The 26,347-nt window shown below is 47.2% G+C and carries 27 protein-coding genes; 6 read left to right on the forward strand and 21 right to left on the reverse strand.

What is annotated here, in order from left to right; genetic code table 11:
* Positions 1-82 precede the first annotated feature (82 nt).
* From MARGE09_RS17605 to MARGE09_RS17630, 6 genes are all read right to left on the reverse strand, one after another.
* On the reverse strand, positions 83-1,177 hold the full coding sequence (locus tag MARGE09_RS17605) for a type 1 glutamine amidotransferase domain-containing protein (protein ID WP_236984189.1): 1,095 nt from the start codon (positions 1,175-1,177) through the stop codon (positions 83-85).
* A 43-nt stretch (positions 1,178-1,220) separates the two neighbouring features.
* Positions 1,221-1,451, reverse strand: coding sequence for a hypothetical protein (locus tag MARGE09_RS17610; RefSeq protein WP_236984191.1), 231 nt, complete (start codon positions 1,449-1,451; stop codon positions 1,221-1,223).
* Between the two features lie 156 nt (positions 1,452-1,607).
* On the reverse strand, positions 1,608-2,039 hold the full coding sequence (gene tnpA, locus MARGE09_RS17615; protein ID WP_236984201.1) for an IS200/IS605 family transposase: 432 nt from the start codon (positions 2,037-2,039) through the stop codon (positions 1,608-1,610).
* A gap of 104 nt (positions 2,040-2,143) precedes the next feature.
* Positions 2,144-3,139, reverse strand: coding sequence for a sensor histidine kinase (locus MARGE09_RS17620; protein ID WP_236984203.1), 996 nt, complete (start codon positions 3,137-3,139; stop codon positions 2,144-2,146).
* Positions 3,129-3,824 (reverse strand): response regulator transcription factor, encoded by a 696-nt coding sequence (locus tag MARGE09_RS17625; protein ID WP_236984205.1) that lies wholly within the window; start codon positions 3,822-3,824, stop codon positions 3,129-3,131. The genes MARGE09_RS17620 and MARGE09_RS17625 overlap by 11 nt, the downstream gene beginning before the upstream one ends.
* 468 nt (positions 3,825-4,292) lie before the next feature.
* Positions 4,293-5,075 carry a tRNA pseudouridine synthase A gene (locus tag MARGE09_RS17630; RefSeq protein ID WP_236984207.1) on the reverse strand — a complete coding sequence of 261 codons (783 nt, stop codon included), beginning with the start codon at positions 5,073-5,075 and terminating at the stop codon, positions 4,293-4,295.
* Between the two features lie 114 nt (positions 5,076-5,189).
* On the opposite strand from MARGE09_RS17630, the gene rlmF reads away from it, so the two are divergent.
* Together rlmF and MARGE09_RS17640 are read left to right on the forward strand one after the other, a co-directional pair.
* On the forward strand, positions 5,190-6,161 hold the full coding sequence (gene rlmF, locus MARGE09_RS17635) for a 23S rRNA (adenine(1618)-N(6))-methyltransferase RlmF (RefSeq protein ID WP_236984209.1): 972 nt from the start codon (positions 5,190-5,192) through the stop codon (positions 6,159-6,161).
* 29 nt (positions 6,162-6,190) lie between these two features.
* Positions 6,191-7,102, forward strand: coding sequence for an ROK family protein (locus MARGE09_RS17640; RefSeq protein WP_236984211.1), 912 nt, complete (start codon positions 6,191-6,193; stop codon positions 7,100-7,102).
* Here the strand turns inward: MARGE09_RS17640 and MARGE09_RS17645 are convergent, their stop codons facing one another.
* Genes MARGE09_RS17645 through MARGE09_RS17665 form a run of 5 tightly spaced genes read right to left on the reverse strand, consistent with a single transcriptional unit; the run spans position 7,103 to position 10,223 of the window.
* Positions 7,103-7,642: a YaeQ family protein gene (locus tag MARGE09_RS17645; protein ID WP_236984213.1), complete on the reverse strand. Its 540-nt coding sequence runs from the start codon at positions 7,640-7,642 to the stop codon at positions 7,103-7,105. It lies immediately after the preceding gene.
* A 39-nt stretch (positions 7,643-7,681) separates the two neighbouring features.
* Complete coding sequence (locus tag MARGE09_RS17650) at positions 7,682-8,821, reverse strand: tRNA-queuosine alpha-mannosyltransferase domain-containing protein (RefSeq protein ID WP_236984214.1); 1,140 nt, start codon at positions 8,819-8,821, stop codon at positions 7,682-7,684.
* On the reverse strand, positions 8,822-9,166 hold the full coding sequence (locus tag MARGE09_RS17655) for a histidine triad nucleotide-binding protein (RefSeq protein WP_236984216.1): 345 nt from the start codon (positions 9,164-9,166) through the stop codon (positions 8,822-8,824). It lies immediately after the preceding gene.
* A gap of 10 nt (positions 9,167-9,176) precedes the next feature.
* Entirely contained in the window at positions 9,177-9,374 is a 198-nt protein-coding gene (locus tag MARGE09_RS17660; RefSeq protein WP_236984218.1) for a Trm112 family protein, read from the reverse strand.
* Positions 9,375-9,401: 27 nt separating this feature from the next.
* Complete coding sequence (locus tag MARGE09_RS17665; protein WP_236987409.1) at positions 9,402-10,223, reverse strand: M23 family metallopeptidase; 822 nt, start codon at positions 10,221-10,223, stop codon at positions 9,402-9,404.
* A gap of 137 nt (positions 10,224-10,360) precedes the next feature.
* Between MARGE09_RS17665 and MARGE09_RS17670 the strand changes: the two genes are divergently transcribed.
* Together MARGE09_RS17670 and MARGE09_RS17675 are read left to right on the forward strand one after the other, a co-directional pair.
* On the forward strand, positions 10,361-11,032 hold the full coding sequence (locus MARGE09_RS17670; RefSeq protein ID WP_236984220.1) for an HAD family hydrolase: 672 nt from the start codon (positions 10,361-10,363) through the stop codon (positions 11,030-11,032).
* 58 nt (positions 11,033-11,090) lie between these two features.
* Positions 11,091-11,858 carry a YciK family oxidoreductase gene (locus tag MARGE09_RS17675; RefSeq protein ID WP_236984222.1) on the forward strand — a complete coding sequence of 256 codons (768 nt, stop codon included), beginning with the start codon at positions 11,091-11,093 and terminating at the stop codon, positions 11,856-11,858.
* Positions 11,859-11,865: 7 nt separating this feature from the next.
* Here the strand turns inward: MARGE09_RS17675 and MARGE09_RS17680 are convergent, their stop codons facing one another.
* The 6 genes from MARGE09_RS17680 to MARGE09_RS17705 form a co-directional block, all read right to left on the reverse strand.
* The gene (locus MARGE09_RS17680) at positions 11,866-13,035 is read right to left on the reverse strand and encodes a tetratricopeptide repeat protein (RefSeq protein ID WP_236984224.1); all 1,170 of its coding nucleotides are present in this window, start codon (positions 13,033-13,035) and stop codon (positions 11,866-11,868) included.
* A 176-nt stretch (positions 13,036-13,211) separates the two neighbouring features.
* On the reverse strand, positions 13,212-14,246 hold the full coding sequence (locus MARGE09_RS17685; protein WP_236984227.1) for a quinone-dependent dihydroorotate dehydrogenase: 1,035 nt from the start codon (positions 14,244-14,246) through the stop codon (positions 13,212-13,214).
* Positions 14,247-14,329: 83 nt separating this feature from the next.
* On the reverse strand, positions 14,330-15,778 hold the full coding sequence (gene pyk, locus MARGE09_RS17690; protein WP_236984229.1) for a pyruvate kinase: 1,449 nt from the start codon (positions 15,776-15,778) through the stop codon (positions 14,330-14,332).
* Positions 15,779-15,894: 116 nt separating this feature from the next.
* The gene (locus tag MARGE09_RS17695; protein ID WP_236984231.1) at positions 15,895-17,211 is read right to left on the reverse strand and encodes a sodium ion-translocating decarboxylase subunit beta; all 1,317 of its coding nucleotides are present in this window, start codon (positions 17,209-17,211) and stop codon (positions 15,895-15,897) included.
* A gap of 10 nt (positions 17,212-17,221) precedes the next feature.
* Positions 17,222-19,006 (reverse strand): sodium-extruding oxaloacetate decarboxylase subunit alpha, encoded by a 1,785-nt coding sequence (oadA, locus tag MARGE09_RS17700; RefSeq protein ID WP_236984233.1) that lies wholly within the window; start codon positions 19,004-19,006, stop codon positions 17,222-17,224.
* Between the two features lie 65 nt (positions 19,007-19,071).
* Positions 19,072-19,326 (reverse strand): OadG family protein, encoded by a 255-nt coding sequence (locus tag MARGE09_RS17705; RefSeq protein WP_236984235.1) that lies wholly within the window; start codon positions 19,324-19,326, stop codon positions 19,072-19,074.
* Between the two features lie 346 nt (positions 19,327-19,672).
* On the opposite strand from MARGE09_RS17705, the gene MARGE09_RS17710 reads away from it, so the two are divergent.
* A complete protein-coding gene (locus tag MARGE09_RS17710; RefSeq protein WP_236984237.1) occupies positions 19,673-20,617 on the forward strand; it encodes a tRNA dihydrouridine synthase in 945 nt (314 codons plus the stop codon).
* A 10-nt stretch (positions 20,618-20,627) separates the two neighbouring features.
* Here the strand turns inward: MARGE09_RS17710 and ggt are convergent, their stop codons facing one another.
* The 4 genes from ggt to MARGE09_RS17730 all read right to left on the reverse strand — a co-directional run bounded on the left by ggt (position 20,628) and on the right by MARGE09_RS17730 (position 23,501).
* Positions 20,628-22,382: a gamma-glutamyltransferase gene (gene ggt, locus MARGE09_RS17715; protein WP_236984239.1), complete on the reverse strand. Its 1,755-nt coding sequence runs from the start codon at positions 22,380-22,382 to the stop codon at positions 20,628-20,630.
* 41 nt (positions 22,383-22,423) lie between these two features.
* Positions 22,424-23,032: a class I SAM-dependent methyltransferase gene (locus MARGE09_RS17720; protein WP_236984241.1), complete on the reverse strand. Its 609-nt coding sequence runs from the start codon at positions 23,030-23,032 to the stop codon at positions 22,424-22,426.
* A gap of 144 nt (positions 23,033-23,176) precedes the next feature.
* Positions 23,177-23,332 (reverse strand): hypothetical protein, encoded by a 156-nt coding sequence (locus MARGE09_RS17725; protein WP_236984243.1) that lies wholly within the window; start codon positions 23,330-23,332, stop codon positions 23,177-23,179.
* 10 nt (positions 23,333-23,342) lie between these two features.
* Positions 23,343-23,501 carry a hypothetical protein gene (locus tag MARGE09_RS17730; RefSeq protein WP_236984245.1) on the reverse strand — a complete coding sequence of 53 codons (159 nt, stop codon included), beginning with the start codon at positions 23,499-23,501 and terminating at the stop codon, positions 23,343-23,345.
* A 93-nt stretch (positions 23,502-23,594) separates the two neighbouring features.
* Between MARGE09_RS17730 and MARGE09_RS17735 the strand changes: the two genes are divergently transcribed.
* Positions 23,595-25,148 (forward strand): ATP-binding protein, encoded by a 1,554-nt coding sequence (locus MARGE09_RS17735; RefSeq protein ID WP_236984247.1) that lies wholly within the window; start codon positions 23,595-23,597, stop codon positions 25,146-25,148.
* Positions 25,149-26,347 lie beyond the last annotated feature (1,199 nt).

Below are 26,347 nucleotides of genomic sequence, written 5' to 3' on the forward strand. Positions count from 1 at the left end.
CACGAGTTAGGTTCCTGACGCAATTGCAATAACGTAAAATATAATTTTTAACGGGATTTTACAGGCCACCTTGCTTACCCGGTCAGCCTTGTGCATGCTTTTTTGCTCTGCGGGCTAAGGCGATTAAATCTATCGTTTTACCTATTTTTCCCTGTAACGCAGCCACCAGTGCGTGCATGACAATTAGATTTCCATCTAGGCAATTTACGCAGCTTTTGGAGCTAACATCTATCACCTGCTGTGCAACCGGATTGCCACCGTCTTGATAGGCCATAAGGACATTTATGGCACGCTCTTGTGATGTTATTGCCCTAGACACTGGCGTATACCCCAGCGCGCTAATCATAGCATCTGCCGTGCGCCACACCGACCAAGGGTTTTGACCGGTTATCAGTTTACCGTCGGTAACTATGTTATCTAAGTATAGTGGGCCTGCAAAAAAGCGAGCATTGCGACGCTTTAATTCGCTCTCGAGTAAAAAAGGGAATACTTCTTTTGCAGACGGCATTAGAAAGAGCTCTTCCGCATTGGTAAATCCTGTAACTTGCTTACCGGCTAATAAAAAATCCCCATTACTGAGCTCCACATTAAGCAGGGCCGCAGGGCCGTGACAAATAGCACCCACCACTTTGCCTTTCTGAAACATATGACGCACAACCGATTGAATCGTTTTATTATCGGGAAAATCAAATAATGCCCCTTTACCGCCCACAAAGTAAATTGCAGCATAATCCTCTGCATTAACATTCGCGATAGGGGTTGTATTTGCAACTTTTGCTTGCGCAGCTGCATCATTAAGGAAGGCATAATCGTATACGCCAATATCATCTCCGTCGATAACAACTTCAGGCTCTCCACCGAGCGTGCTAGCGACGTCCACCTCAAAACCATTGGTTTGAAACACATAATAGGCCCGCGACAGTTCGGTTAACTCGTAACCTAAGTTTTTGCCAGGTATCGCAGAAGAACCCGTACTGGTGAGCACCGCAAGAATGCGCCCGCGCGCCCCTTTAACCTCATTATTGACATAAGCCAAGTCTGACGCTTGTGTGTTACGGATAGATTCGCGCAAGGCATCACCCATCATTAAAGTGCTTAGCCATGTAGCTGTGCTGATAACTGCCACCACACAACACACTATAAACACGCCAAACCATACGGCTACTTTTTTAAACATAAGGCTCTCCTGAATCGAAAACCCCAGCATAATCGAGGGCGTGTTAAATCCGCGTTAAATGATGGCGCGCGAGTTTTGGCAATATAGAAAAACGATAAGTAGCCGCACAGGTACTAATGCAATACTGCCAATCTAGAGCCTCTAATACGCGTATTACAAGGTATAGCCCTTGCCCTAGACCGTCACTTTCTGGGTGGCGGCTATTAGGGGCGGTTAAATCGGTTGAAGGAAGTTCTAAAACAGTATTTTCAAAATGCAGTGTTTGTTCACTCACCGAAATTTTTAACGCAGGTTTACCGCTATGGTTGATAGCATTATCGATTAAATTACTGATAACCAGAAGAACCAACTGATAGTTAACTGACCTCCGGCAAAGCCGGAGGCTTATTGGATGACGCCCTCGAAGGGCTCAAATTAAGCGCCCAAGGCGCTATACCTCGAGATTCAACTGATCCCGATGGATATCATTTTTCTCTTGGTTTCTTATGTATTCCCGCACCATCATTTCATCAAGACCTACCGTCGACACATAATAGCCTCTAGCCCAAAATGCCTCTCCATTAAAGTTACGCTGCTTACCCTTAAAGCGCCTCGCTATTGAAATTGCGCTTTTTCCTTTTATAAAACCAACGGCACTTGATACTGACATTTTCGGCGGAATACTCAAGCACGTGTGGACACGGTCAGGCATCACATGACCCTCCTCGATAACCACACCCTTCTGGCGCGCCAATTCATGAAAAATATCTCCCAAGTGGTGTCGTAACGATCCAAATAACAGCTTGCGTCTCTTCTTCGGAATAAACACCACATGGTACTTACAATCCCATCTCGTATGGGCCAAACTCTTCGGATCTCGCATAGGTTTATCTCTTATCTTTTGGTCGAGATCAGAGACTACCTGTACCGCGGTATAGGTAGAACCTATGGGAGTCACCCCAGCAGAGCTGGGGGTTTACCTAATGATTAATTACCTACAACGGTTAAAGCTGAAAGATCACACTCTATTTTAAAATTGTTCTCTTTAATCTTGGCATATTGGTTTAACACACATTCTTCAATCAGCGGCAGTAAAGGAAAAGTGTCCGTTTTAGTGCTTTCAGCTCTTGCTAACGCCAACAAAACATCAACAATATTTTTCATTTTATAGGCAGAACATGCAAGCTGGCTCACCGCTTTGGCATTTAACCTTTGCTGCTCTGTAAGCGCTAACGTATTGATAATTTCGGTTAAGGGCGTGCGTAATTCGTGACTCACATCGCGGTTAAACTGGCTTTCCCTTTCGATAACAGCCTGCAATTTCTTAAACGTGCTTTCGATTGTTAACGTTAAATAATCTACCTCATTATCCAACGGCACAACCAAGTCCTCTTTTGCTTTCGCCCCTGTCGATTTTCCATTTTTGAGCAAGCCGGTATATTCATAACCATCTACTTTTTCAGCCAGCGCCACTATTGGGCTTGATATACGCTGTGCAATAACCAAAGCGCCTACTAGCGCAATCGTTATTGCCAATACAATCAAGCCAGCAAGGAAAACAACAATATTTATGGGTAAATTTCTTACGGCAAGTAATTCAGTAACATCAGCCACCAAAATAGCATTGGCATAACTTGGTAAGCTAGGCCCGATACGTAAATTGCGAATATGGTAATGCCTACCCGATGCACTAAAAACTTCACCTGCCGCATTGGCCTTTGCCACACGAGCAATTTCACTAGGTGCCGAGTTAATCGAATCATAAACGGTAAAATACGCGGCACTTGGGGGCGCTATGCTGCCCGTTTTTTGGTAATGACGTTGCATTCGCTCTATTTCTAAACTAACAAGCCTATTCAGTACTTCATCCTCAATAATATAGGCGACAACAATGCTTGCGGCCGAGTAACTAAGGGCAAGCACCAAGACAAAGCCACCAAAAAACCACGATATACGCTGCTGAATACCCTGTTTAAACTTCACTGGGAGACTCTAATTTATAGCCCACATTAATAAGCGTTGTTAGCATTGGCGAAGCAAAAGGTTTATCGAGCACACTGCGCAAGCTAAATATATGGGTGCGCAAAGCATCACTATCTGGGGGATTATCACCCCACACTTCATGAATTAAGCGCGAACGCGTAACCGGCTGCGGATAAGCTTGCGCTAATACCGCAAGAACATCAAAACTGACCTTTGTAAGTTTGAGTGCTTGGCCGCTACGCTTGGCAATGCGCTGCACCCTATCAACCTCTAACTCCCCTATTTTTATGCTTTTATTTTGGTGTAGTAAGTTTCGTCGCGCTAGCGCCGAACAACGCAATACTAGCTCGCGCAGCTCAAAAGGTTTCGTTACATAATCGTCTGCCCCTAAGCCAAAACCTTCGGCTTTATCCTCAAACGCATCGCGTGCAGTAAGCATAAGCATAGGGATATGTGTAAGAGACTGCTGTTTTATGCGCTCACAGACTTGTAAGCCATCCATGTCGGGGAGGTTTAAATCTAAAATAATCACGTCGTATACCTGCTCCAACGCTAATTCGACACCTTGTACACCCTTCACACAATGCTCCACGAGCCACCCCACCCCCATCAAAAAATCACACAACTGACGAGCAATAATGAGGTTATCTTCAATGAGCAATACTGTTAATTCTTTATTCGACATAATCACAAAAAATCAAAACTAATTTATTTAATAATACAGGGCGCCCCAAAAAAACATAAAAACCTATACAATGCGCGATTGTCTAACGATCCTAACAATATAGTATCGAGAGCTAGCTGAATGCTTTATTAAAGGGCATATCTAAATACGTATTTTCGAAGGATAATAAAAACACAAGACGTGGTTACAAAACAACACGCTTATTAACTTTAATAACGCATAAAAGACAACATACATCAAATTTAGCACTCGGCTTGATCATCTGAAACGTCATACAAAAGTGGAAGCATCAGCACTTTTAACATCAGGACGACACCGCGAATTTTGCAGTCTGCAGAACTTTTACGTTCTTTTTGGCAAACCAAGCTTAATGTTGGCCTAAACACCTCCCAGCCAATGAGTCCTTTCAGGCTAACCAAAGTATATTTAGCGTCAATTTTACGCAATCGCTCGTCTGAATCGAAAAACTCAATCCAACACCCCCATCAAATGAAGCCCTTTAGCCTTCGCTTTAGCACTCAGCTTAAGCGTCCCTTCTCCTTCTAAAGCTAACGATAAGTCAGATAGCGATATACGCTTCTTATCCAATGCCAATAAGGCTCCCATCACATAGCGCACCATATGCTTTAAAAAACCATCACCCACTATTTTGAGGTAATAAACATTTGTTGCCAAGGGGGCGAAATTTGCCGGCAAAATATCGCAGTAAAAAATATCCCTTACTGTTGATAGCCGCTTTTTATCGTGACTGCTAAAACATCTAAAATCGTGCGAGCCAACAAAAAGCTTACATGCTTCGCGCATAAGCGCTGGATCGAAGGTGGGATTTACATTCAAGTAATGAAAAGCAATTTCGGATACGGCCGTATTATCAATTGCAGAAACCGAAAAATAATAATGGTACTCTTTACCCGAGTTATGGCGATTAGGCTGATACGCCTGCGTTGACTCTTCGCAATTAAGAATACGGATATCGGTAGGTAGTAGTGAATTTAAACCCTGCAATAAATGCTGGGCACTAATCGCAATGGGCAGAGTGATTTTGGCAACTTGACCTTGCGCATGAACCCCGCCATCGGTTCGGCTAGCGCACGATACGGTACACGATTGGTGATGGGTTATATCACTTAATGCGTTGCGCAAGGTGCCCTCAATGGTGGGCTTTACTTCATTGCGAGTAGTGGCGCTTTGCGCTTGCCAGCCGAAATAACGCGTACCTTTGTAGGCAATAGTCACTCGAAAGTGGTGCATGGTACGCTCCTAATGGTTATAGATTACCCCAAGCTAGGGGAGATGGCCGCGACTTGGGACAACAGGTATACTCGCCCACTATACTGACCTTTTATCAGAAGCGCGCCACCCACTGTGACTACACCACCAAAAACATCACGCAAAAAAGCACATAGCGGTAGCAAAGGCTTACACCCACGCAACATTCACCGCGACGGCTATAACTTTGAGCAACTTGCCATCGCTTGCCCCGATCTTAAGCCGTATATTGTGCAAAACATATACGGCAATAGCGCTATTAATTTTGCCGACCCTGCGGCGGTAAAAAACCTGAATAAGGCTCTACTAAAAAAAGACTACAACATAGATGCTTGGGATATTCCAGACGGTTTTTTATGCCCACCGGTACCAGGGCGCGTCGATTACCTGCATTACATAGCCGACTTACTCAAGGTGGGCGATACAAACGCAGCAGCCGCAAAAATTAAGCTATTGGATATTGGCACTGGCGCCAATGGCATTTATGCGTTGCTTGCCTGCAAAGCTTACGGCTGGCATTGCACCGCAAGCGATATCAACCCAACCGCCTTAAACAATGTGGAAACCATAGTCGAAAAAAATAAATCGATAAAAGGCAATTTAACCTTACGCTTACAAAGTGATAAATCGCATATTTTTACCGGCATTATTCACGATAATGAGTACTTTGACGTGAGCGTGTGCAACCCGCCCTTTCACGCCTCGCTTGATGAAGCGCTAAAAGGTAACCGAAAAAAGCGGCACAACTTAGAAGCTAAACGCTTAAGCGCCTCCCCTCAAAGTGCCTCGTTAGCCACATTACCGGCACTAAATTTTGGCGGCCAGAATGCAGAACTATGGTGCAAAGGCGGCGAGCATAAATTTTTGCGCACAATGATTAAAGAAAGCCATATTTATTCAAAGCAATGCCGCTGGTTTACAACACTAGTTTCTAAAAGCGATAACCTTAAGCCCGCCAAAAAGCTATTACAAAAACTACACGCCGCAAACATTAAAGAAATAGAAATGAAACAAGGCCAAAAGATAACGCGCATTCTGGCGTGGTCTTTCGAGCCAATACCAAACTAACCTCTAAAGTCTATAAGATGAGGACAACCATGCAATATTATGCAGGCATTGACCTTGGTGGCACAAAAACAGAAGTTATTGTGCTCGACGAAAATAGCCAAGAACACTATCGAAAAAGAACCCCAACGCCACAACACGATTACCCCGCCACACTTAACAACATTACAACTTTGGTTTTAGAGGCCCAAGCACACTTAAAGCTAGACAGCCTTCCTGTCGGCATTGGCATTCCAGGGACGATTAGCCGTAAAACAGGCTGCGTTAAAAATGCCAATTCCACATGGCTAAATGGCCAAGCCATGACCGCCGATATGGAGCTGTTATTAAAACGCCCCATTAAAATTATGAACGACGCAAACTGCCTAGCGGTATCCGAAGCTGTCGACGGTGCTGGCAGCGGGCACGCAACAGTGTTTGCTGCGATTTTAGGCACGGGTTGCGGCGCAGGTATTAGTATCGCACAGCAAGCATTAATCGGCCCCAACGGCCTAGCAGGTGAATGGGGGCATATTAACCACCCGACCGCTAGCGACGCCGAACGCAACGCAAGGCCTTGCTACTGCGGCAAAGCTGGCTGCATAGAAACATTTATTAGCGGCACCGGCTTACAAACCAGCTACACGCTAAAAACCGGCGAGACCATTAATGTTCAGAAAATAATTCATCGGGCCGAAGACGGTGAAAAAAATGCTCTCGCCATTTTAGCGCAATACCAACAACAGGTTGTTGCGGCACTAGCAATGGTAGTCAACCTGCTAGACCCAGATATTATTGTACTCGGTGGCGGGGTTTCTAATTGGCCAAAGCTATACCCTGCTATAAACAAAATGCTACCAAAAATGGTATTTGGTAAAGAGTGCGACACCCAAGTTGTACAATCTAAGCATGGCGACTCTAGCGGTGTACGTGGCGCGGCTTGGTTAAACCTAAAACCATTTTAATTAAGCGCCTTTTAAGTAAATGAGCGGCATCTCTACAGTATCTACGCCATTACTTAACCATAAAATACCATCGCTAATGGTTGCTGTTAGCGCCATACTGGATGCCACCAGGGGCGCTAAATCCTCGATAATGCTTTCGCCCGCATCAATTACTGTTAAACGTTTAAAGCGCGGTGTTTTATCCGCCAAGCCTTGCCACCAAGGTGCCGTATTGCGGCCATAGGCAATAACAATAACCTCGCTCGCTTGGCCGCAGGCTTTCGCTATTCGTTTTTCGTCTGGCCATCCCAAATCAATCCAGCGCTCGATTAAACCGGTATCATCTTTTTGCCAAATATCCGGCTCGTCGGTGGCGCAAAGGCCGCGGGTAAAACTAAGATTTTCGTGCGCAAATAGTGCAAAAGCCGCTAAGCGCAAACACATGCGGCCTTCAGTTTCTGACGGGTGACAAGCAACTTTAAAATCATAAGTATTGTAATGATGACTGTCCGTATTACTCACTATCAAACTGGTTTTGTACACTTTGGATTTAAGGGCCATAAATGCTCTTTAAGAATTCGTTGTTGTTATATTCGCAAGTTATTGGCTTGCAAGTTGATGTATTGCATTTTGGTACTGCTGCGTTAATGCCCGCCAGCTATATTGCGTAATATCTGGTGCATTTAAGGCGGTTACACCACTGCCATACGCCACAAGGGCTTTTACTGCACTTGATGTTTCGTTGCTGTAGGTTGCGCCCTCTTCACTCAAGTATAAATATTCCGCGCTGAAAAAGTCGGGGTAAGCCACGCGTTTGGGTAGCAGCGGCGTACAGCCGGCAGCCACGGCGTCTAAAACGGCTAGACCTTGGAAATCATGCAACGCGGTTGATAAAACAATATCGCTACTTGCCAATACTGAGTGATAGCGCTGTAACGGCAAAAAACCCCACTCCCCTAACCAGCCTTGCTCTGTTAATACTGCTTTTAATTGTGAAAAAGCTGCAGGCACCTGCCGAAATTGTTGGCCCACAATATGGAAGCGCATGTGCATACTAGGGGTTTGTTGTGCCAGCGCTGTAACAATAGCCAATAGGCGCTCAGGGCCTTTGTCGTACTCCCAGCGGTGATTCCACAAAATTGTGAGTTCTTGCGCTGATGACGATTGGTTTTTATTTAACGCTGCCCGCAGTTTGGCCAATTCAAAACACGACGGCTCAAGCGGTACGGGAATAACTTGTGACTTTTCCTCTAGTTGCTCAATAATATCCCCCGGCACGTGATCCGGCAGTTTTTTGAGTAAAGCCGAAACCCCCAACAAAAAGGATTTTTGGTTATGCGCACTATTAAATACTACCTGGTTAGCCGCAAGTGCGCCGTACAAAGTCACCATTTGTGGCTCTATGCTATGCACAGTCTGGCCAGCCGCTGTATTAGCGGGGTAAGAAAATTGATTTTCGTGAAAATAAAGCAGCGTTGGCACATGGGCCAATTCTGGCACCAAACCTTTGAGGGTTGCCAAATCCACCATGGAGGTCGCTACAATGACATCCCAAGGCTTTGCCAATAGCGCCGCCCTATTAGCAAATGCCCAAGTCATCGCATTACCGCGTATTCGCCAACTAAAAAAGCGCGCAGGCAGCGCCATAATAGTAAAGGAAAATGCAAGGTGTTTAACTAGACCTTTATGCCACCGGCGATGACTTTGGGCATCGTATGCCGACAGTATCAGTACGCTCAACTAAGCCAGCGAACCTTCGGCGAAAGCTTTACCGGCCAACAAATGTAAATGTAAATGAAATACCGTTTGCCCTGCACCTTCGCCGTTATTCACAATTAAACGAAAAGCATCATCAACACCCAACTGGCGTGCGATTTTACCAGCTGCCAGCATTAAATGGCCCAGTAGCGCTTGATGTTCGTCTTGAGCATCCGCCAATTTGGCAATTGGTTTTTTAGGGATAATTAAAACATGGGTTGGCGCTTGCGGGGATATATCATTAATGCAAATGCAATGCTCGTCTTCGTATACGCGCGGCGCAGGAATTTCGCCTGCAATAATCTTACTAAAAATTGTATCGCTCATAACAATTCCTTTATTTATTTTGCCAAGCTTCTTTTTCAGCTAGAGTAATTTCTCGGGCCTCGCCCTCTAACATTACGGGAATATCGTCTCGCACTGGGTAGGCTAAGCCGGCCGATAGGCTCACCAATTCGTTGTTGGGGGCATCCCAAATTAATGGCCCTTTGGTTACAGGGCATACAAGAATACTTAGCAATTTTTTATCTAGCATGTTTTTTCTCTAATCATCGTTTGGCTATTAAGGAAGTTCGGGTTTTGAATTTTCGGGGAATAGTAGCTGCGGGTCTAAACGCTCATTAAACCAGTTCATGCGCCAATCAAGGTGTGGTCCTGTCGCACGGCCGCTAGCGCCAATACGGGCAATTAGGTCGCCTTGTTTTACCGTATCGCCTACGGCTACCTCTAATTTACTCAAATGTATAAATGTCGACGAAACGCCATGCCCGTGATCCACAATTAAGGTGCCGCCAGAATAATACAAGTCGTCATTAGCAAATGTTACAACACCGGCTGCTGGCGCAATTACTTTTGCACCTGTTGGACCGGCAATATCAACACCGTAATGCGGGCTTTTGGGTGTACCATTGTAAAAGCGCTGGCTGCCATAAACACCTGTTATTGGGCCTTTTGCCGGCCAAATAAAATGGGATAAAAAATCTGTGCGATTGTCGTTGCGTTTACGCGCGGCTTTTACCGCCGCAGATTCTTGCTGTATACGCTGCGTTAGCTCTGCCGGTGGCGTTACGTGCTTTTGTTTTACGCCTTCTATGCGCTGAATGTTGTATTCACGCTGACGCACGTCGAAACTTAGTGTTTCTTGCTGCTCGCCTTTTTTAACCAATACGGAAACGCGGCTAGGTGCATCACGCCCCAACCCCAAAGCAAACCGGCCTTGAGCACTTTGCTTAAGTTCGCGGCCTTGATAAAAGACCTGCTCGCCGGCCTTCGCCTGCCCAATAATAAGCGCGCCTTGTACCCACGCCCCCTCGAAGGTCGCCGCATTTGCCTGCGACGCCACCCAAAATACACTCACCACTTGCAGTAAAAACTGAAATCTCATCGGCACAAGCCCTCCTAGGCGCTAGTCTAGCGGTTACGCCTCTAAAGTTAAATGATTGTCCCGTACGCATGCGCAACTTGTATCGCTGGCGCATTCGAGCTTAAATGTCGCCCTTACTTAAAAGAGCCTAAAGCGCAATGATTGAAGCGGTATTTTTTGACCTAGATGGCACCTTAATGGACACCAGCAAAGACCTTGGTGCAGCACTAAACGCCGTACGGCAAGCAGAAGGTTTGCCTCCCCTGCCAGACCACATAACCCGCGCAGAGGTTTCTAATGGTGCCAATGCATTGATTAAGCTTGGCTTTGGAGAGGGTTTAACGGCCGACCAGCATCAATTTTACCGTCAAGCATTGCTCGATTATTATTTAGCCAATATTGCCGAGTACACTTTTACCTTTAAGGGCATTGAACCGCTTATACAGATGCTTAGCGACGAACGGATTCACTGGGGGGTTGTAACAAATAAGCCCGCGCTATACACCAATGCGTTGATGGCTCAATTTCAATTCGCCACTGCTCCTGCGGCCACGGTGAGCCCCGATGCGCTAAAAGCCGCCAAGCCAGACCCAGAAGGCCTATTGCTCGCATGCCAACAAGCCAATTGTGCACCGGCGCACTGCGTCTATGTGGGCGACCATTTACGTGATATTCAGGCCGGGAAAAACGCAGGTATGAAAACTATTGCCGTAGGTTATGGCTTTACCAGCACACAAAACTGCCACCATCAGTGGCAGGCCGATTATACTGTGGACTGCGCCACTGAAATTTGGCCCATTATTCAACAACTGCACAAGCCAAAAGGTTAACCTGCTAACTCAGCACAACAGCGCTTATGTAGCAGCACTAACAGAAGTGATTTCTTTTATGACTCATCAAACCGACTTTCTTGCTTACACGCCCCCCAGCAAAGATATATTAAAAGGCCGTATTATTGTAATTACAGGCGCTGGCGACGGGATTGGCAAAGCCATTGCTATCGCGTGCGCTACAGCCGGCGCCACTGTCGTCTTGCTAGGGCGAACCATGCAAAAACTCGAAGCTGTATACGATGCCATTGAGCAGCTGGGTGGCCCACAGCCCGCTATTTTCCCCATCAATTTCGAAAGCGCCACCAAACAAGATTACCAACAGCTCAAAGATGCCCTAAACGAAGAATTTGGCTTGATTGATGGCTTGCTGCATAACGCTGGCGCGCTGGGCACGAATGCGCCGGCAGAGCAATACAGCGCTAGCGAGTGGGAAGTACTGATGCAAGTTAACGCGACGGCGCCCTTTATGTTGACACAAAGCTTGCTGCCATTACTGAAAAAATCGACCGATGCGAGCGTGGTTTTTACCGGTTCTACTGTAGGTTATCGCGGGCGGGCTTACTGGGGTGCTTACGCCGCTAGCAAAGCAGCAGTAGAAAACATAATGCAAACACTTGCCGACGAATACAGCGAGCACCCCCACTTACGCTTTAACTCAATTAACCCTGGCGCCACCCGCACCCAAATGCGCGCTAAAGCCTATCCCGCCGAGAACCCATCGGAGGTTACAGCCCCCAGTGCGCACGCCAACCGCTACTTGTATTTATTGGGCCCCGCCAGCCTTGGCGTTAGTGGCGCGCAATTCCAAGCGCAGCCCAGCTAACAAGCCGCTAAATTTCTTTTTCTAAACGCGAGAGCTTAGCTTGGTACAGCTCTCGGCCTTCTTCTTTGAAGGTGTTTTCCATCGCCTTAATTAACATGCGTTTAGCGCCAATTAACTCCCCTTGGTGGTATTTCACCTTAGCCAAACCAAAGTAGCCGTAATCGAGGTATGGCGCCGCATCGATGGATTTTTGGTAAAACATTTCGGCTTCGCGATAATCGCCATTATTGTAAGCAACATTGGCAGCATCTAGCCAACCAAAAGGGCTTGGATCATCGTAATCGGCCATTTCACGAGCAATACGCTGGGCATCGATTTCACGGCCTTGGGCCTGCAATAACAAACGATAATTTTTAAGCAAGGTCAATTTATTGTCTGCTACGGCTAAACCGTAAACATAGATGTCCTCGGCTTTAGCCTCGTCACCTACGCGGCGAAAAATCACTGCCATGGTATTAATATTGGCGGCATCTTCAGGCTGGTACTCTAGTGCCTTACGGGTATACCAATAAGCTTCTGCAAGCTGTTCTTGCGCCATAAATTCAACAGCGCGATTACCGTAATAAAGCGCTAAGAATTTATCGCGGGTGATATTGCCAATAAAACGCGTTTTGTCATCGGGTAAATAATCGACCACTAAGCTCGAACGGGTAAGGTAAACATTATTATTTGCCAACAACCGTTCGTACAATTTAGAACGAACATGCACGCCTTTAACCACCACATCGCTTTCTTTGTAGAATACCGGCGAAGAATCCACCAGCTGGTAGCGAATTTCGACATCCTTCACCACATTAGCCAGCGCGGTGGTTAACACCGCCAAGCTCATACAATTACCCTTTAAGCTGGCCAACGTTTGAGCCGCGGTATAGGTTTTAGATTCGTAGTTAAAGTTGCGCGTTTCGCGCTCTAAATAATCAAAAACGCGCTCATAGCCCGGCGAGTTCTGACGTAAGAAGTGATTATAAAACTCTAAGAAATCGCGGCGTTGCTCGTCACTTAAAGTGAATAGTTCATCTTCACTTTCGATCGTTAATGCTGCGCCAAAATATTGCGGGGCAGAAAAATCTATACTGGGCTTTATCACCGGCTGCACACTCGCAACCGGTCGATTTTGCGCACAACCAACAACAGCAATGCAAAGTAATAGTAATGTATAGCTCGAAAATAGTCGCATCTCCACCTCTGAACAGCCGCTCTTTACTGACTGTACATCAAGATGAATACCTCAACCGAACATATGTTGATATAAGCGACAACAGCCTGACGAATTGTGACCTTTTTTCGCTTTAGCGGCTAATAGACGGCAAAACACCCCCTGAAACCACAAAGGGTATGCTCCCGCTTTTACTATTAGGAAGGTGTACGGCGATGTTTTGCGCATGCACTGGCAGCCTCGCCGACTAGCTCTGGACCACGATAAATAAAGCCGCTGTACAACTGCACCAAGCTGGCACCAGCCGCTAGCTTTTCTGCTGCATCATCGCCAGACAAAATACCACCCACACCAATAATCGGGATTTTATTATCTAGCGCCTGCGCTAATACTTTAATGGCATGCGTCGATTTATCTTTAACGGGCAGGCCACTTAAACCGCCAGCCTCTTCAGCGTGAGGCGAAAGCTCAACACCTTCGCGGCCAATTGTTGTATTGGTGGCAATAACGCCATCAATACCTTGCGCCAAAAAGCTTTCGGCGGTTGCCTTTAATTCATCGTCGGTCATATCGGGGGCAATTTTCACTAGAATCGGCACATACTTATCGTATTCTGCAGCCAATAATTTTTGCCGTTTTTTTATGCCCGCCAATAATTGATTAAGCGTTTCACCAAACTGCAAATTGCGCAAACCCGGTGTATTTGGGGACGATATGTTCACCGTAACGTAGTCTGCATGCGGGTAAACGGCATCCAAACAAATCAAATAATCATCTAATGCGTTTTCTTCTGGTGTAGTTTTGTTTTTACCAATATTAATACCCAGCACACCATTAAAGCGGCGCGTTTGCTTAACTTGGTTAACTAAATGCTCTACACCTTTGTTATTAAACCCCATACGGTTAATAACGCCCTGCTCTTCTTCTAGCCTAAATAAACGGGGCTTTGGGTTACCGCCTTGCGCCTTGGGCGTAACGGTACCAATTTCGACGAAACCAAAACCTAAGGCGCCTAGGGCGTTAAAGTAATCGCCGTTTTTATCGAGGCCCGCAGCCAACCCAACCGCATTAGGAAACTTCAAACCCAACACTTCAACAGGGTCGTGCACTCGCTCTGAAGAGAACAGCGATAGCAATTTTAGCCGCTCCAATGCACCCATCCAATCCAGCGACAATTCGTGGCTGACCTCTGGATCAAGCTTAAACAGTAATGGGCGAATATATTTATACATGAAGAAAACCGCTGTTAAGTGAGTCGTTGGATAAAATTTAAGGCAAAAAAAAGCGCGCCTTAGCGCGCCTTTTTCAATTCGCTTTAGATGGCGGCTTTGCCAACTTCAACAATTTTCATAGCGTTAGTGCCGCCCACATTTTGACGAGTATCGCCTTGGGAGATGATCACTAAATCGCCATCTTTTACCACACCACGAGTGCGCAGTTCGTTAACGGCGCGGTCGTTGGCTTCGCTAAAAGGAATATCGTGTAGCGGGAATGGCACAGGATAAACACCACGATACAAAGCGGTTTTTTGCAAAGTTTTTGCATGCGTTGATAATGCAAAAATTGGCAAGCGAGCACCAAAGCGGCTCATCAAGAAAGGGGTAGAACCCGACTCGGTCATGCTGATAATGGCAGCAACACCAGGCATATGGTTTGCAGTAAACATAGCGGCCTGCGCAATAGCTTGGTCAATTGCCATGGTTTCTGGCATATCGCGTGCAGCATCTTGAGTTGCATGTGGATGGCCTTCTGCACCAAGAATAACGCGAACCATCGCTTCAACGGTTTCTACTGGGAATTGACCCGCCGCTGTTTCAGCTGACAACATCACAGCATCAGTACCATCGAGTACCGCGTTGGCTACGTCAAAAACTTCTGCGCGAGTTGGCAACGAACTGCTGATCATTGATTCCATCATTTGTGTGGCAGAAATTACCGCACGATTCAAAGCGCGTGAACGAGCGATAATGTGCTTTTGTACACCAATTAGTGCAGCATCACCGATTTCAACACCCAAGTCGCCACGGGCAACCATAACCGCATCAGACGCTAAAATAATGCCGTCTAATACAGCATCGTCTTCAACCGCTTCAGCGCGCTCAACTTTTGAAACCAAAGCGATATCGCCGCCGGCTTCACGAACCAACGAGCGTGTTAGGTGCATATCTTCTGCACTGCGCGGGAAAGATACAGCCAGGTAATCAACATCGATAGCCACAGCGGTTTTAATGTCTGCGCGGTCTTTTTCTGTTAGCGCTGGCGCCGTTAGGCCACCACCTTGGCGGTTAATACCTTTGTTATTAGATAACTTACCAGCAACAGTGGTAGTACAAAAAACCTTGTTACCTTCTACTGAGTCCACGCGTAAAACAACGCGGCCATCGTCCAACAACAATAAGTCGTCTGGGTTAACATCATTGGGCAGTTCTTTGTAGTCAATGCCCACTTGGTTTTGGTTGCCAGCATCGCGCTCTAAATCGGCATCCAATACAAACTTATCGCCAAGTTTTAATTCAATAGGGCCATCGGCAAAGCGAGCAATACGAATTTTAGGACCTTGTAAGTCACCCAATACCGCCACGTGACGACCGTGCTTAGCCGCGTATTCGCGGGTCATGTCGCAACGTTTTTTGTGGTCTTCAGGGCTACCGTGGGAGAAGTTAAGGCGTACAACATTCACTCCGGCCAATATCAGCTTTTCTAATACACCGGGTTCATCGGTGGCAGGTCCAAGGGTGCTGACAATTTTGGTACGTCTTAACATAGGTTGGGCTCCGAAATAGTTGGGCTTGTCTAAACGGCGCGCAGTTTATCACTTTGCGCGCCTAAATTATAAAAAACCTGCCTTCTAGCAAGGTTTTACTCAAAATTTTTGGCGCTTTAAACGCCAGTCATTCCACTTACAATCGAGATCATGACACCAGCAGCAACCGCCGAGCCGATCACACCGGCCACATTGGGGCCCATTGCGTGCATTAACAGGAAGTTCTGCCCGTTGGCTTCTAGGCCGACCTTATTAGAAACCCGCGCAGCCATCGGCACAGCAGAAACGCCCGCAGAACCAATAAGCGGGTTAATTTTTTGCTTGCTGACCTTATTCATCAACTTAGCCATCAAAACACCGCAGCCGGTACCAATACCAAAGGCCACTATACCGAGCAATAAAATACCCAGCGTTTTAGGGTCTAAGAATTTATCCGCTTCTAACTTCGAGCCAACAGATAAGCCCAAGAAAATGGTAACAATATTAATTAATGCGTTTTGAGCAGTATCGCTTAGACGATCGACAACACCACACTCGCGCATTAAGTTACCCAAGCAGAACATACCTAATAACGGAGCAGCAGAAGGCAATATTAATGCCACCAGAACCAACAGCACCATCGGGAAGAAGATCTTTTCGCGCTTAGACACTGGTCGCAATTGCGTCATCACAATTTTGCGCTCTTCTTTGGTAGTAAGTAATTTCATAATGGGCGGCTGAATTAATGGCACTAGCGCCATATAAGAATAAGCCGCTACCGCAATCGCACCGAGTAGGTCGGGCGCTAATTTACTGGCCACATAAATGGCCGTTGGACCGTCGGCGCCACCGATGATGCCAATGGCCGCGGCATCTGCAATGCTAAAGTCCATCAGGCCAAAAGCGCTAAGTGATACCGCACCAATTACCGTAGCAAAAATACCGAACTGCGCCGCAGCACCTAAAAATAGTGTTTTAGGGTTAGCCAACAAAGGGCCGAAATCGGTCATTGCACCAACACCCATAAAAATTAACAAGGGGGCAACACCGCTGGCAATAGCCACTTTATAGAAGCTATATAACATGCCATCGTGGTAATCGGCCGCGCTAGCCAGCTCGGTTATCGCATGATGAGTTTCGTAATTAGACGCACCATAAAGCTTCACAAGCTCATGTGCACTCGCACCTATTTCTGCACCAAGTAAGCGCGAAACATCTAACAAAAAGCCAGGATCGCCCGCTAATATGGCATTTTCTGCCGCACTAAAAGCTAAGCCCGCGCCTGGAATATTAGCCATTAGGCCGCCAAAGCCAATTGGCACCAACAGCAAAGGTTCAAACCCTTTTCTGATAGCCAAGAACAACAAACCAGAACAAATAAGCATCATCCCCGCCTGACCGTAAGTCATTTGGTAGATGCCGGACTCGAACCATAAACCTAATAAATTCTCCATCGTATCAACCTCAAGCGATGGTGATTAAAGTGTCGCCAACGGTAACAACGTTACCCTCGCGCACGCTAACTTCACCTACGACACCTGCCGCCGGAGCACTGACTTCCGTCTCCATCTTCATCGCTTCAAGTATCACAACAGGCTGCCCCTCTTGTACTTGCTGGCCTGGCGTAACCAGCACGCGAACAATATTACCCGCCAACGGTGCTTTAACTGGTGCACCGGCTCCACCACCAGCAGCGGCTGGCGCTGCAGGTACTGCGCCACCAGCTACAGGCACAACACCTGTTACATCGCCACCATTATTAACCGTTACGGTATAACTTGTACCCTCCACATTAACGGTGTAAATCTCTTCACCGCCATCGGTGGTAACTACAGCACTTTCGCTACCGGTGGGCACAGGTTCGAATGCGCTTGGGTTGTTGCGGTTTTCTAGGAATTTCAAACCTACCTGATTAAACAGCGCATAGGTCAGTACATCGTCGATTTCATTATCGCCAGCGGCTAGCGAAATATTGCGCTTTTGCGCCTCGTCTTTTAGCGCCTTCGCAAGCTTGTCTAGTTCTGGCTCAATCAAATCGGCTGGGCGACAAGTAATGGGTTCTTTGCCCTCTAGTACTTGGGCTTGTAGCTCGGCATTAACAGGGGCTGGCGTCGCGCCATATTCGCCGCGTAAAACACCTTGGGTTTCTTTCGAAATAGTGGCGTAGCGCTTGCCACTTAAAACATTAATAACCGCCTGTGTACCAACAATTTGTGAAGTTGGCGTTACTAAAGGCAAAAAGCCAAGGTCTTCACGTACGCGCGGGATTTCTTCAAGCACCTCGTCCAAACGATCGGCAGCGCCTTGCTCCTTAAGTTGCCCTTCCATATTGGTCAGCATGCCGCCTGGCACTTGTGCAGTAAGAATGCGTACATCCACACCTTTAAGCGCGCCTTCAAACTTAGCGTATTTTTTGCGTACATCGCGGAAGTAAAGCGCGATATCTTGCAGCAAGGCGAGATCTAACCCCGTTTCGCGCTCGGTGCCCTCAAGTGTAGCCACGAGGGTTTCGGTGGGGCTGTGGCCATAAGTCATCGACATTGAAGAAATGGCGGTATCGACATTATCAATACCCGCTTCCACGCACTTAAGAATGGTGGCATGGGCCAAGCCCGTCGTCGCGTGGCACTGCATATGAATAGGAATATCGCAGGATTCTTTAAGGCGTTTAACCAACTCGTAACCTTCATAGGGTTTTAACAGACCGGCCATATCTTTAATGGCGATAGAGTCGGCGCCCATGTCCTCGATTTTTTTGCCCTGCTCTACCCATAAGTCCATAGTGTGCACAGGACTTAGCGTATAAGAGATAGTACCTTGCGCATGCTTACCAGTTTCTTTTACTGCTTTTAATGCGGTTTCGATATTGCGCATATCGTTCATGGCATCAAATACGCGGAAGACATCAACACCATTATGGGCTGCGCGCTCTACAAATTTGAAGACCACGTCATCCGCATAATGGCGGTAACCTAAAATATTTTGCCCGCGGAACAGCATTTGTTGCGGCGTATTGGGCATGGCTTTTTTAAGTTCGCGAATACGGTCCCAAGGGTCTTCCCCTAAGTAGCGAATGCAGCTATCAAAGGTCGCCCCACCCCAAGATTCCAAAGACCAAAAGCCCACTTTATCGAGTTTTTCTGCGATTGGCAGCATGTCGTCAATGCGCATGCGCGTAGCAAACAATGATTGATGCGCATCACGCAGGACAACATCGGTAATACCTAATGGCTTTTGAACTTTAGTCATAATTTCTTCTCTACAATTCGGGTTGCAACACAAGTGTTGAAGCGCTTTTGTACTGGCTCAAATAATTAGCGGGCCTGCTTAGCGCGATGCTGATGAATAGCTTCCTGAATAACGGTTAGGACTTTAGGATCAACAGGTGCTGTTGATGCAGCAGGTTTAACAGGTTCGACGGGGATGGGCTGTTCCGGCTCGGGAATATAACGATTCACAAACCAAGACATCGTACGCGTTAAAAAGACGAGCAACGTTAGGAAGACGAATACCGCGCCCATCCCAAAGATCATCAGGTCAAAACCTTGTTCCATTATTGTTTGTTGCATGTTCTAACTCCGCAGCCAATTTGGCGTTAAACGCCCTGTTAACACTTGAGTGCACCGTCGGCACCCCTGCAAAAAGCGGGCACATTCTACCTCAAACACAAAAAAACGCGACCACCTTATCCTAGAATTATTGCGATTTTGAGCTTGAAAACAGTCAAAACGCTAGGCTTTCGCCCACCACAATGGCAGCGAAGGCCTTAATAAAAACAAGGTTTTAGGCGCCAAAAGCCAGCGCTTTACTGCAGCAGCACCTAAGCCCAGCCCCACCTAAAAGGCCGCGCAGGATGACACATTTCATGACCATGATACAATCCGCGCCCGTTTTTTAACCAGCGCGCGGCCTCTCATGCGTATATTTCTTGCCCCCATGGAGGGGGTAGTCGACCACAACCTTCGCAAACTTTACTGCGCGATTGGCGGTGTGGATTATGCCGTAACCGAATTTATCCGGGTATCGCAAAGCCGCCTGCCCGACCATGTCTTTTACCGCCTGTGCCCAGAGCTAACCCAACCTATTAAAATCCCTGTGCGCGTGCAACTATTAGGCAGCGACCCCGCCAATTTAGCAGAGCACGCCAAGCGCCTTGCCGACTTGGGCGCAATTGGTATCGACCTAAACTTTGGCTGCCCCGCAAAAACCGTTAACAAAAGCCGAGGCGGCGCCTGCCTATTGCAAGAACCCAACTTACTGCACGACATTGCAAGTGCAGTGCGCACCGCAGTGCCGCAACACATACCCGTAACCGCCAAAATGCGCTTGGGCTTTAACGCCAGAGAAGGCTACATCGAAAATGCTCAAGCACTGGCCAGCGGCGGTATTGCAGAGCTATTCGTCCACGGCCGCTCCAAAGTGGATGGCTATAAACCACCGGCCTACTGGCATGCCATAGGCGAAATACAAAGCGCCTTGAATATTCCCGTTATCGCCAACGGTGAAATGTGGACACCTAACGATGTAAAACAATGCCTTGACGAATCTGGCTGTACCGACGTTATGCTGGGGCGCGGTTTATTAGCCACGCCAGACTTAGCACTTGCGGTAAAAGCGTTGCACAACAACCAAGCATACTGCTTTATGCCTTGGCAGCACATTTTGCCCAAAGTATGGCAATACCACCTTTCTACGCTAGAAAGCTACGACCCCAAGTACGCAGGCAACCGGCTTAAACAGTGGCTAATGTATTTACAACTCAACTACCCCGAAGCAAAACCTTTTTTTGAAGCGATAAAAAGAATGCGCACGGCACAAGAGCTCGAAAACGCTTACCACCGTTATCAAACAGGTTTTTAAACCACATAACCTAGGGGACAGCCCTCTGGTTGCGCCTTATAACTCTGGGCTCGGTTACAGCCGTAAATTTGCCATCTTTAAACGATATCGCTTGCGTGCCACCAAAATCACCAGCCGCGCGTAAAGGGTGTCCTTTGGCCTTAAGTGCTTTTGCCACCTCGCCATCAAGCGGCAACTCGGTAAACAACCAATTGGGCCGCCACTGATGGTGCACACGCGGTGTATCTATAGCGCTAAGTAAAGGTTTATCTAAAGCCAGCGTATTGACTAGCGCCTGTAGAACCTGGGAAATAATTGTGGGACCACCGGCTGCCCCCAGAGTAAGTACCGGCGCACCGTTTTTAAGAACTAATGTGGGGCTCATACTGGAAAGCGGCCGTTTGCCTGGCGCAATACTGTTGGCCTCAGCACCAACCAAACCAAATGCATTGGGCACCCCAGGCAACGCCGAAAAATCATCCATTTGGTTGTTCAGCAATACGCCGGTTCCCGGCACAATCACCTTACTACCGAAACTGGTATTTAATGTTGTCGTAATCGCGACCCAATTGCCCTTGGCATCGGCCGTCGTTAGGTGCGTGGTGTGCTTATTAAGTTGCTGATAAAAGAAGTCTTTACTGGCACCAGGAGGAAGGCTATGCCCTTTCACATCAGCCGCTTTAGATAAATCTATTTGCTTGCGCAAGCTGGCGCCGTATTCTGGCGAGATTAAGCCGCGCGGCACAGGGCTGAAATCGGCATCCCCTAACCAATAGGCGCGGTCGGCAAAAGCCAGCTTCATTGCTTCGGCAATAACATGGTAGCGTTCGGCCTCGGGCATTTTGGCCAAAGGCTCTGCCGCCAAAATATTAAGCATTTGCGCAATATGTGCGCCACCAGAACTAGGCGGCCCAAAACCGTAAATGTCGTAACCCATAAACTGGCTATGTACCGGCTTGCGGTGCACTGTTTTATAAGCGGCAAAATCCTCTGCCGTCACCATGCCCCCGTTGGCTTGCATCCATTGCGCTGTTTTAGCTGCAAAAGCGCCGCGGTAAAACCATTGCGGCCCATGCTTTGCTAACAAACGGTACGTTGCCGCCAGATCAGCCTGCTTTAGTACAGCGCCCGCGGCTAAAGGTTTGCCTTGCGGAGTTAGAAATACTTTTGCTGTTGCGGGGAATTTAGCAATATCACCCGCTTTGGCCGATAGCCGCTTAGCCAAGGTGTTATCGATAGGGAAACCCAATTCCGCAAGTTCGGCTGCCGGCGATAAAACATCGGCAAAATTGAGCTTACCGCCCATTTGTTGTAAATCGTATAGCGCTTGTACCGAACCTGGCACCCCCACCGCCAAAGCCCCCGTTTTACTAAGGCCACGATTAACCTCAGGCGTAACGCCTTGCGCCAGTTCGGCTGCGCTTTGCGGTTTTAAATAAAGTGCACGGTGCGCTTTGGCTGGCGCCATTTCGCGGCCATCTATTGCAATAATTTCACCGTTAGCTAAGCGCGCCAAAATAAAACAACCGCCACCAATACCCGAATTATGGCTATCGACCACACCTAGCGTGAATGCCGCCGCTAATGCCGCATCAATGGCATTGCCACCTCGATTAAAAGCATCAACAGCCGCCTGCGTTGCCAAAGGCTGCACAGTGGCTATCGCACCTTTTTGCTCTGGCAGCACAACAGCATAATCCGCACTAGCTGTTTGCCCGCCGGCACAGGCAAGCACACTCGCCACACTAAAAAAAATGCCACTTACACAAGCTAAGACGGTTTTCATACAGTTTTTTGATCCATCGACAATGGGCTTTAATGGACACACTATGCCACAGGAACATCCAACACATAACCGCGAGCATTATAAGGATGTGGAACAAACCAAGCGTCGCAAAGGGCATCGAGCTTTTCACAAGCGCGCGTAGCCATATCGGTAAATGGTTGCCGACCAGGGTCGGTAATAATTGAGCGCACACCTTGTTTTTGCGCGCGCCGCAATAAGTTAAATAGCAAAGGTGCTAGGTTGTCCCAAAAACAAATGTCGCCACCAACAATGACATCGAATTGCGCTAATTGTGCAGCCGTCACCGCCTGATACCCTTTAACCCAAGGCGTGACCGATACGCCATTTAACGCGGCATGATGTTCCACAAACGGAATAACGCTAGCATCCACATCCAAACAGGTAACTTGCGCATCAAACTGTTTAGCGCAATAAATGCCGGTCAACCCCCAGCCACAACCCACCTCTAAAACGCGAGCGCCTTGCTCAATAGGGAATTCCTGTAGGTAATCCATCAGAAGCAAACTCGAGCGCCACAGCTTATTGCCATGATGGCTAGGTTGGCCATGCTCGCGCCTTAGCGCTCGAATATCACGGTGATTATTATTTAACACCGTAAGACCAAAGACTTGACGACTTGTCGTAGACACTGCTTTTCTCTCGACTCAAAACTACCCACTACGCGGGTAAGGTACAAAGTAATAATGTTTACTCGCCAGCCACCTATTCCGACGTCACCTTTGAAAGCCAATAGCCTCTCGCGGCGACAACTTGCGCACTACCATCAGTGGCAACTAGCTGGCAACAAACACAACAATACCAATAACACCGGCAACTGCAATAGCGTAGGTAACAATAGTAATGCTATGTGTTACCAAAAGGCCATCGGGCAACTTAGGCAGTGCAAACAACGCCCCCGTCGACACCAACAGCACCGCCAACAATGACACCTTTTCAACCCTACACTCTAAAGACTAAGGAGGTGCGCCACTTCGCGTCGAGGCTTGCATCGCCAGAACGCACTTGAATGCTAGCGGCGCCAATGTAACAACTGACGACAATAACGGCGGAGGCAAGGCCATTAGCATCAGTAACGCCAAGGCTTCTCGCCAGCCCCAAACCGCCGCCTGCAAAAAAGCTTACACCTGAGTCTTCGGCGACAGCTTTTCAAACTGTTATACTGGGTGCGTAATCACGGGCTAGGCACAACACATGGCAAGCAAACGCAAACTCCCTATTGGCATTCAATCGTTAAGCGAAATTATTAACGGCGGTTATTACTATGTTGATAAAACCCCCTACGCCCACGCCTTGATAGAGCAAGGTAAATTCTATTTCCTCTCCCGCCCACGCCGTTTTGGTAAGAGTTTATTTTTAGACACCCTACAACAATTATTTGAAGGGCGGCGTGAGTTATTTAACGGCCTTTTTATTGAAGACAAATGGGACTGGGAAATAACAAACCCTGTGGTGCGCTTTAGCTTCGGTGATGGCGTTGCACAAGGGCGTACTGCACTCGATGAGCGCATTGGCTACCAGCTACGCAGTAATGCTGAGCGTTTGGGTGTAAAAATACACCCCACTGATGATATTCTCGGGCAATTTCGCACGCTTCTAATAGGCGCCCACAAAAAATACGGCCAAGGCGTTGTATTGCTCATCGACGAATACGACAAGCCCATTCTCGATAACATCGAAAACACCGAAATAGCCACCCAAAACCGTGAGGGCTTAAAAAACCTGTATAGCGTAATAAAAGACGCCGACCCGTTTTTAAAATTTGTGCTGCTAACGGGTGTGAGCAAATTTAGCAAGGTGAGTTTGTTTAGTGGTTTAAATAATTTAAACGATATTACCTTAGATGCCAAATATTCTGCCATTTGTGGTTATACCGATACTGATATTGATGAGATATTTGAGTTTGAACTCGCAGGCCTAGACCGCGACAAAATTCGTGAGTGGTATAAGGGTTATAATTGGCTTGGCGCCTCTGTGTACAACCCATTTGATGTGCTTTTACTATTAGAAAAACGCGAATTTAAACCCTATTGGTTTGAAAGCGCGACACCTACTTTTTTGATAAAGATGCTCAAAGAGCGCTGCTTTTTTACCCCTAAGCTTAACTTCTTACAAACCAGTGAGGCGCTAATTTCACGCTTTGATGTAGAAAATATAGGTACAGAAGCACTACTTTTTCAAACGGGCTACTTGACTATTAAGAACCGCGAAGAATTTACCCACGGAAAATGGGTTTACGAGCTAAGTTACCCCAACCAAGAAGTGCAGTGCAGTTTAAATGAGGCGCTATTGCCCGCCCTAGGCGTAGATGCCGAAACCGCATTACTCAGCAGCATGGGAATATTAAAAGCTCTAAAAACCCGCAATTTCGAATTACTAAAGCAACACCTAAAAGCTTTATACGCCAGCATCCCCCACGATTGGTACCGCAACAATCCCATTAATAACTACGAAGGCCACTACGCGAGCATTTTTTACAGCCACTTTGCGGCTTTAGGTTTGCAGGTGGCGGTGGAAGATTCTAGTGTGAATGGCAAAGTGGATATGACTATTCAATTTAATAGCACGACGTTTATCTTTGAATTTAAAGTGGTGGAAGATAAGCCCCTGGGTAATGCGCTAGCGCAAATTAAAGCCAATAATTATGCGCAGAAATATGTAAAAGAAGGCTGGACTATTTATGGCATTGGGGTGGAATTTAGTAAGGCGCAGCGGCAGGTGGTGGCGCTAGAGGCGGAAGAAATTTGAAGCGGGGGCAGAAAATACGAAGCGGGATTCGGGAAACTGGATTCGAGAGGCGAGCGGCTGGAACCAAGACGTTTGATCCAGCGAAACTATTAACTTTCTGGACTTAGTCATAACACACTCCAACAAACAGCTCTCTTTTAGGTATAGCAAAACCGGAATAACGAAAAGGGACACTCACTCTAAAAAAATCAAAACTATCCGCCCCCCTGTTTCAGAGTCAGCAATATTTTTCAAATAAAGCTGTAGCTCGCTGCCTTATGACCGCAGGCTATCAAAATGCATTCCTAGAACAACAAGCCATATACCCAAGCTAAGTTAAGCCTAGCGGCGTGAGGAAAGTTGAGAGGAATAAGCGGCTGATCAGCCAAATAACGACTGGCAGCGCCGCCGATTAGGGGAGAAACACACTCTAGGGCAACAAAAATCAGACACAAAAAAGCCCGCTATAAAAGCAGGCTTCTAAGTCGTTGATAATCAACGGATAATATGGTCGGGACAGCAGGATTTGAACCTACGACCCCCACACCCCCAGTGTGGTGAGAAGAAAAACATAACTCATTGTTTTATATATCTTTTATTGGACTTTGAAATTAACCTGAAATATCACCAAATAAGGCCAATATACTCAAAACTTCAAACCGCATCGTCGACGCCTTTCTACCTCGATATGAGCTGCATCTTCAACTTCGTAAATAACAACTACCATGTAAGGGAGACACAATAAAACAATCGCATCAAGCCAACATTGAGCATAGTTTAGGTTAAGCACTCAACGATAACCACACGCTCTATCACATCAACATCAGAGTCTAAATACTCGATAAACGCCATCCTCCTAAGGGATTAACAAGGTGTTCAGTTTAGAAATGACTAAATTTAGGATAACAAAACACGCATTAAGAAACTTCAACACCACACTAAACAGCAGTGAATATAGAACAGGTCCGCACAACCATTCAGTCCGAATCAGCAGTTCTCATGAGACTACTTCAGGTTATTGCGGGTGGGTTAGGTCCGGTAGTGTGCGCACAGCGCTCAGTAGGCCTCTACCCATACGTTTTCTCGAGTATTGCGTGCCGCACTTATACTATCAGTGCGACGCCAGTTTGTAAGTGCGCGCTGCAAGCCACAGATGAGTGCCGCATAGCTTTCTCCACCTTGCACAACGGTCACCGAGCACCATCCGCTGTAGGCTAGTC

It is taken from the genome of Marinagarivorans cellulosilyticus, from assembly GCF_021655555.1.
Classification (GTDB): Bacteria; Pseudomonadota; Gammaproteobacteria; order Pseudomonadales; family Cellvibrionaceae; genus Marinagarivorans; species Marinagarivorans cellulosilyticus.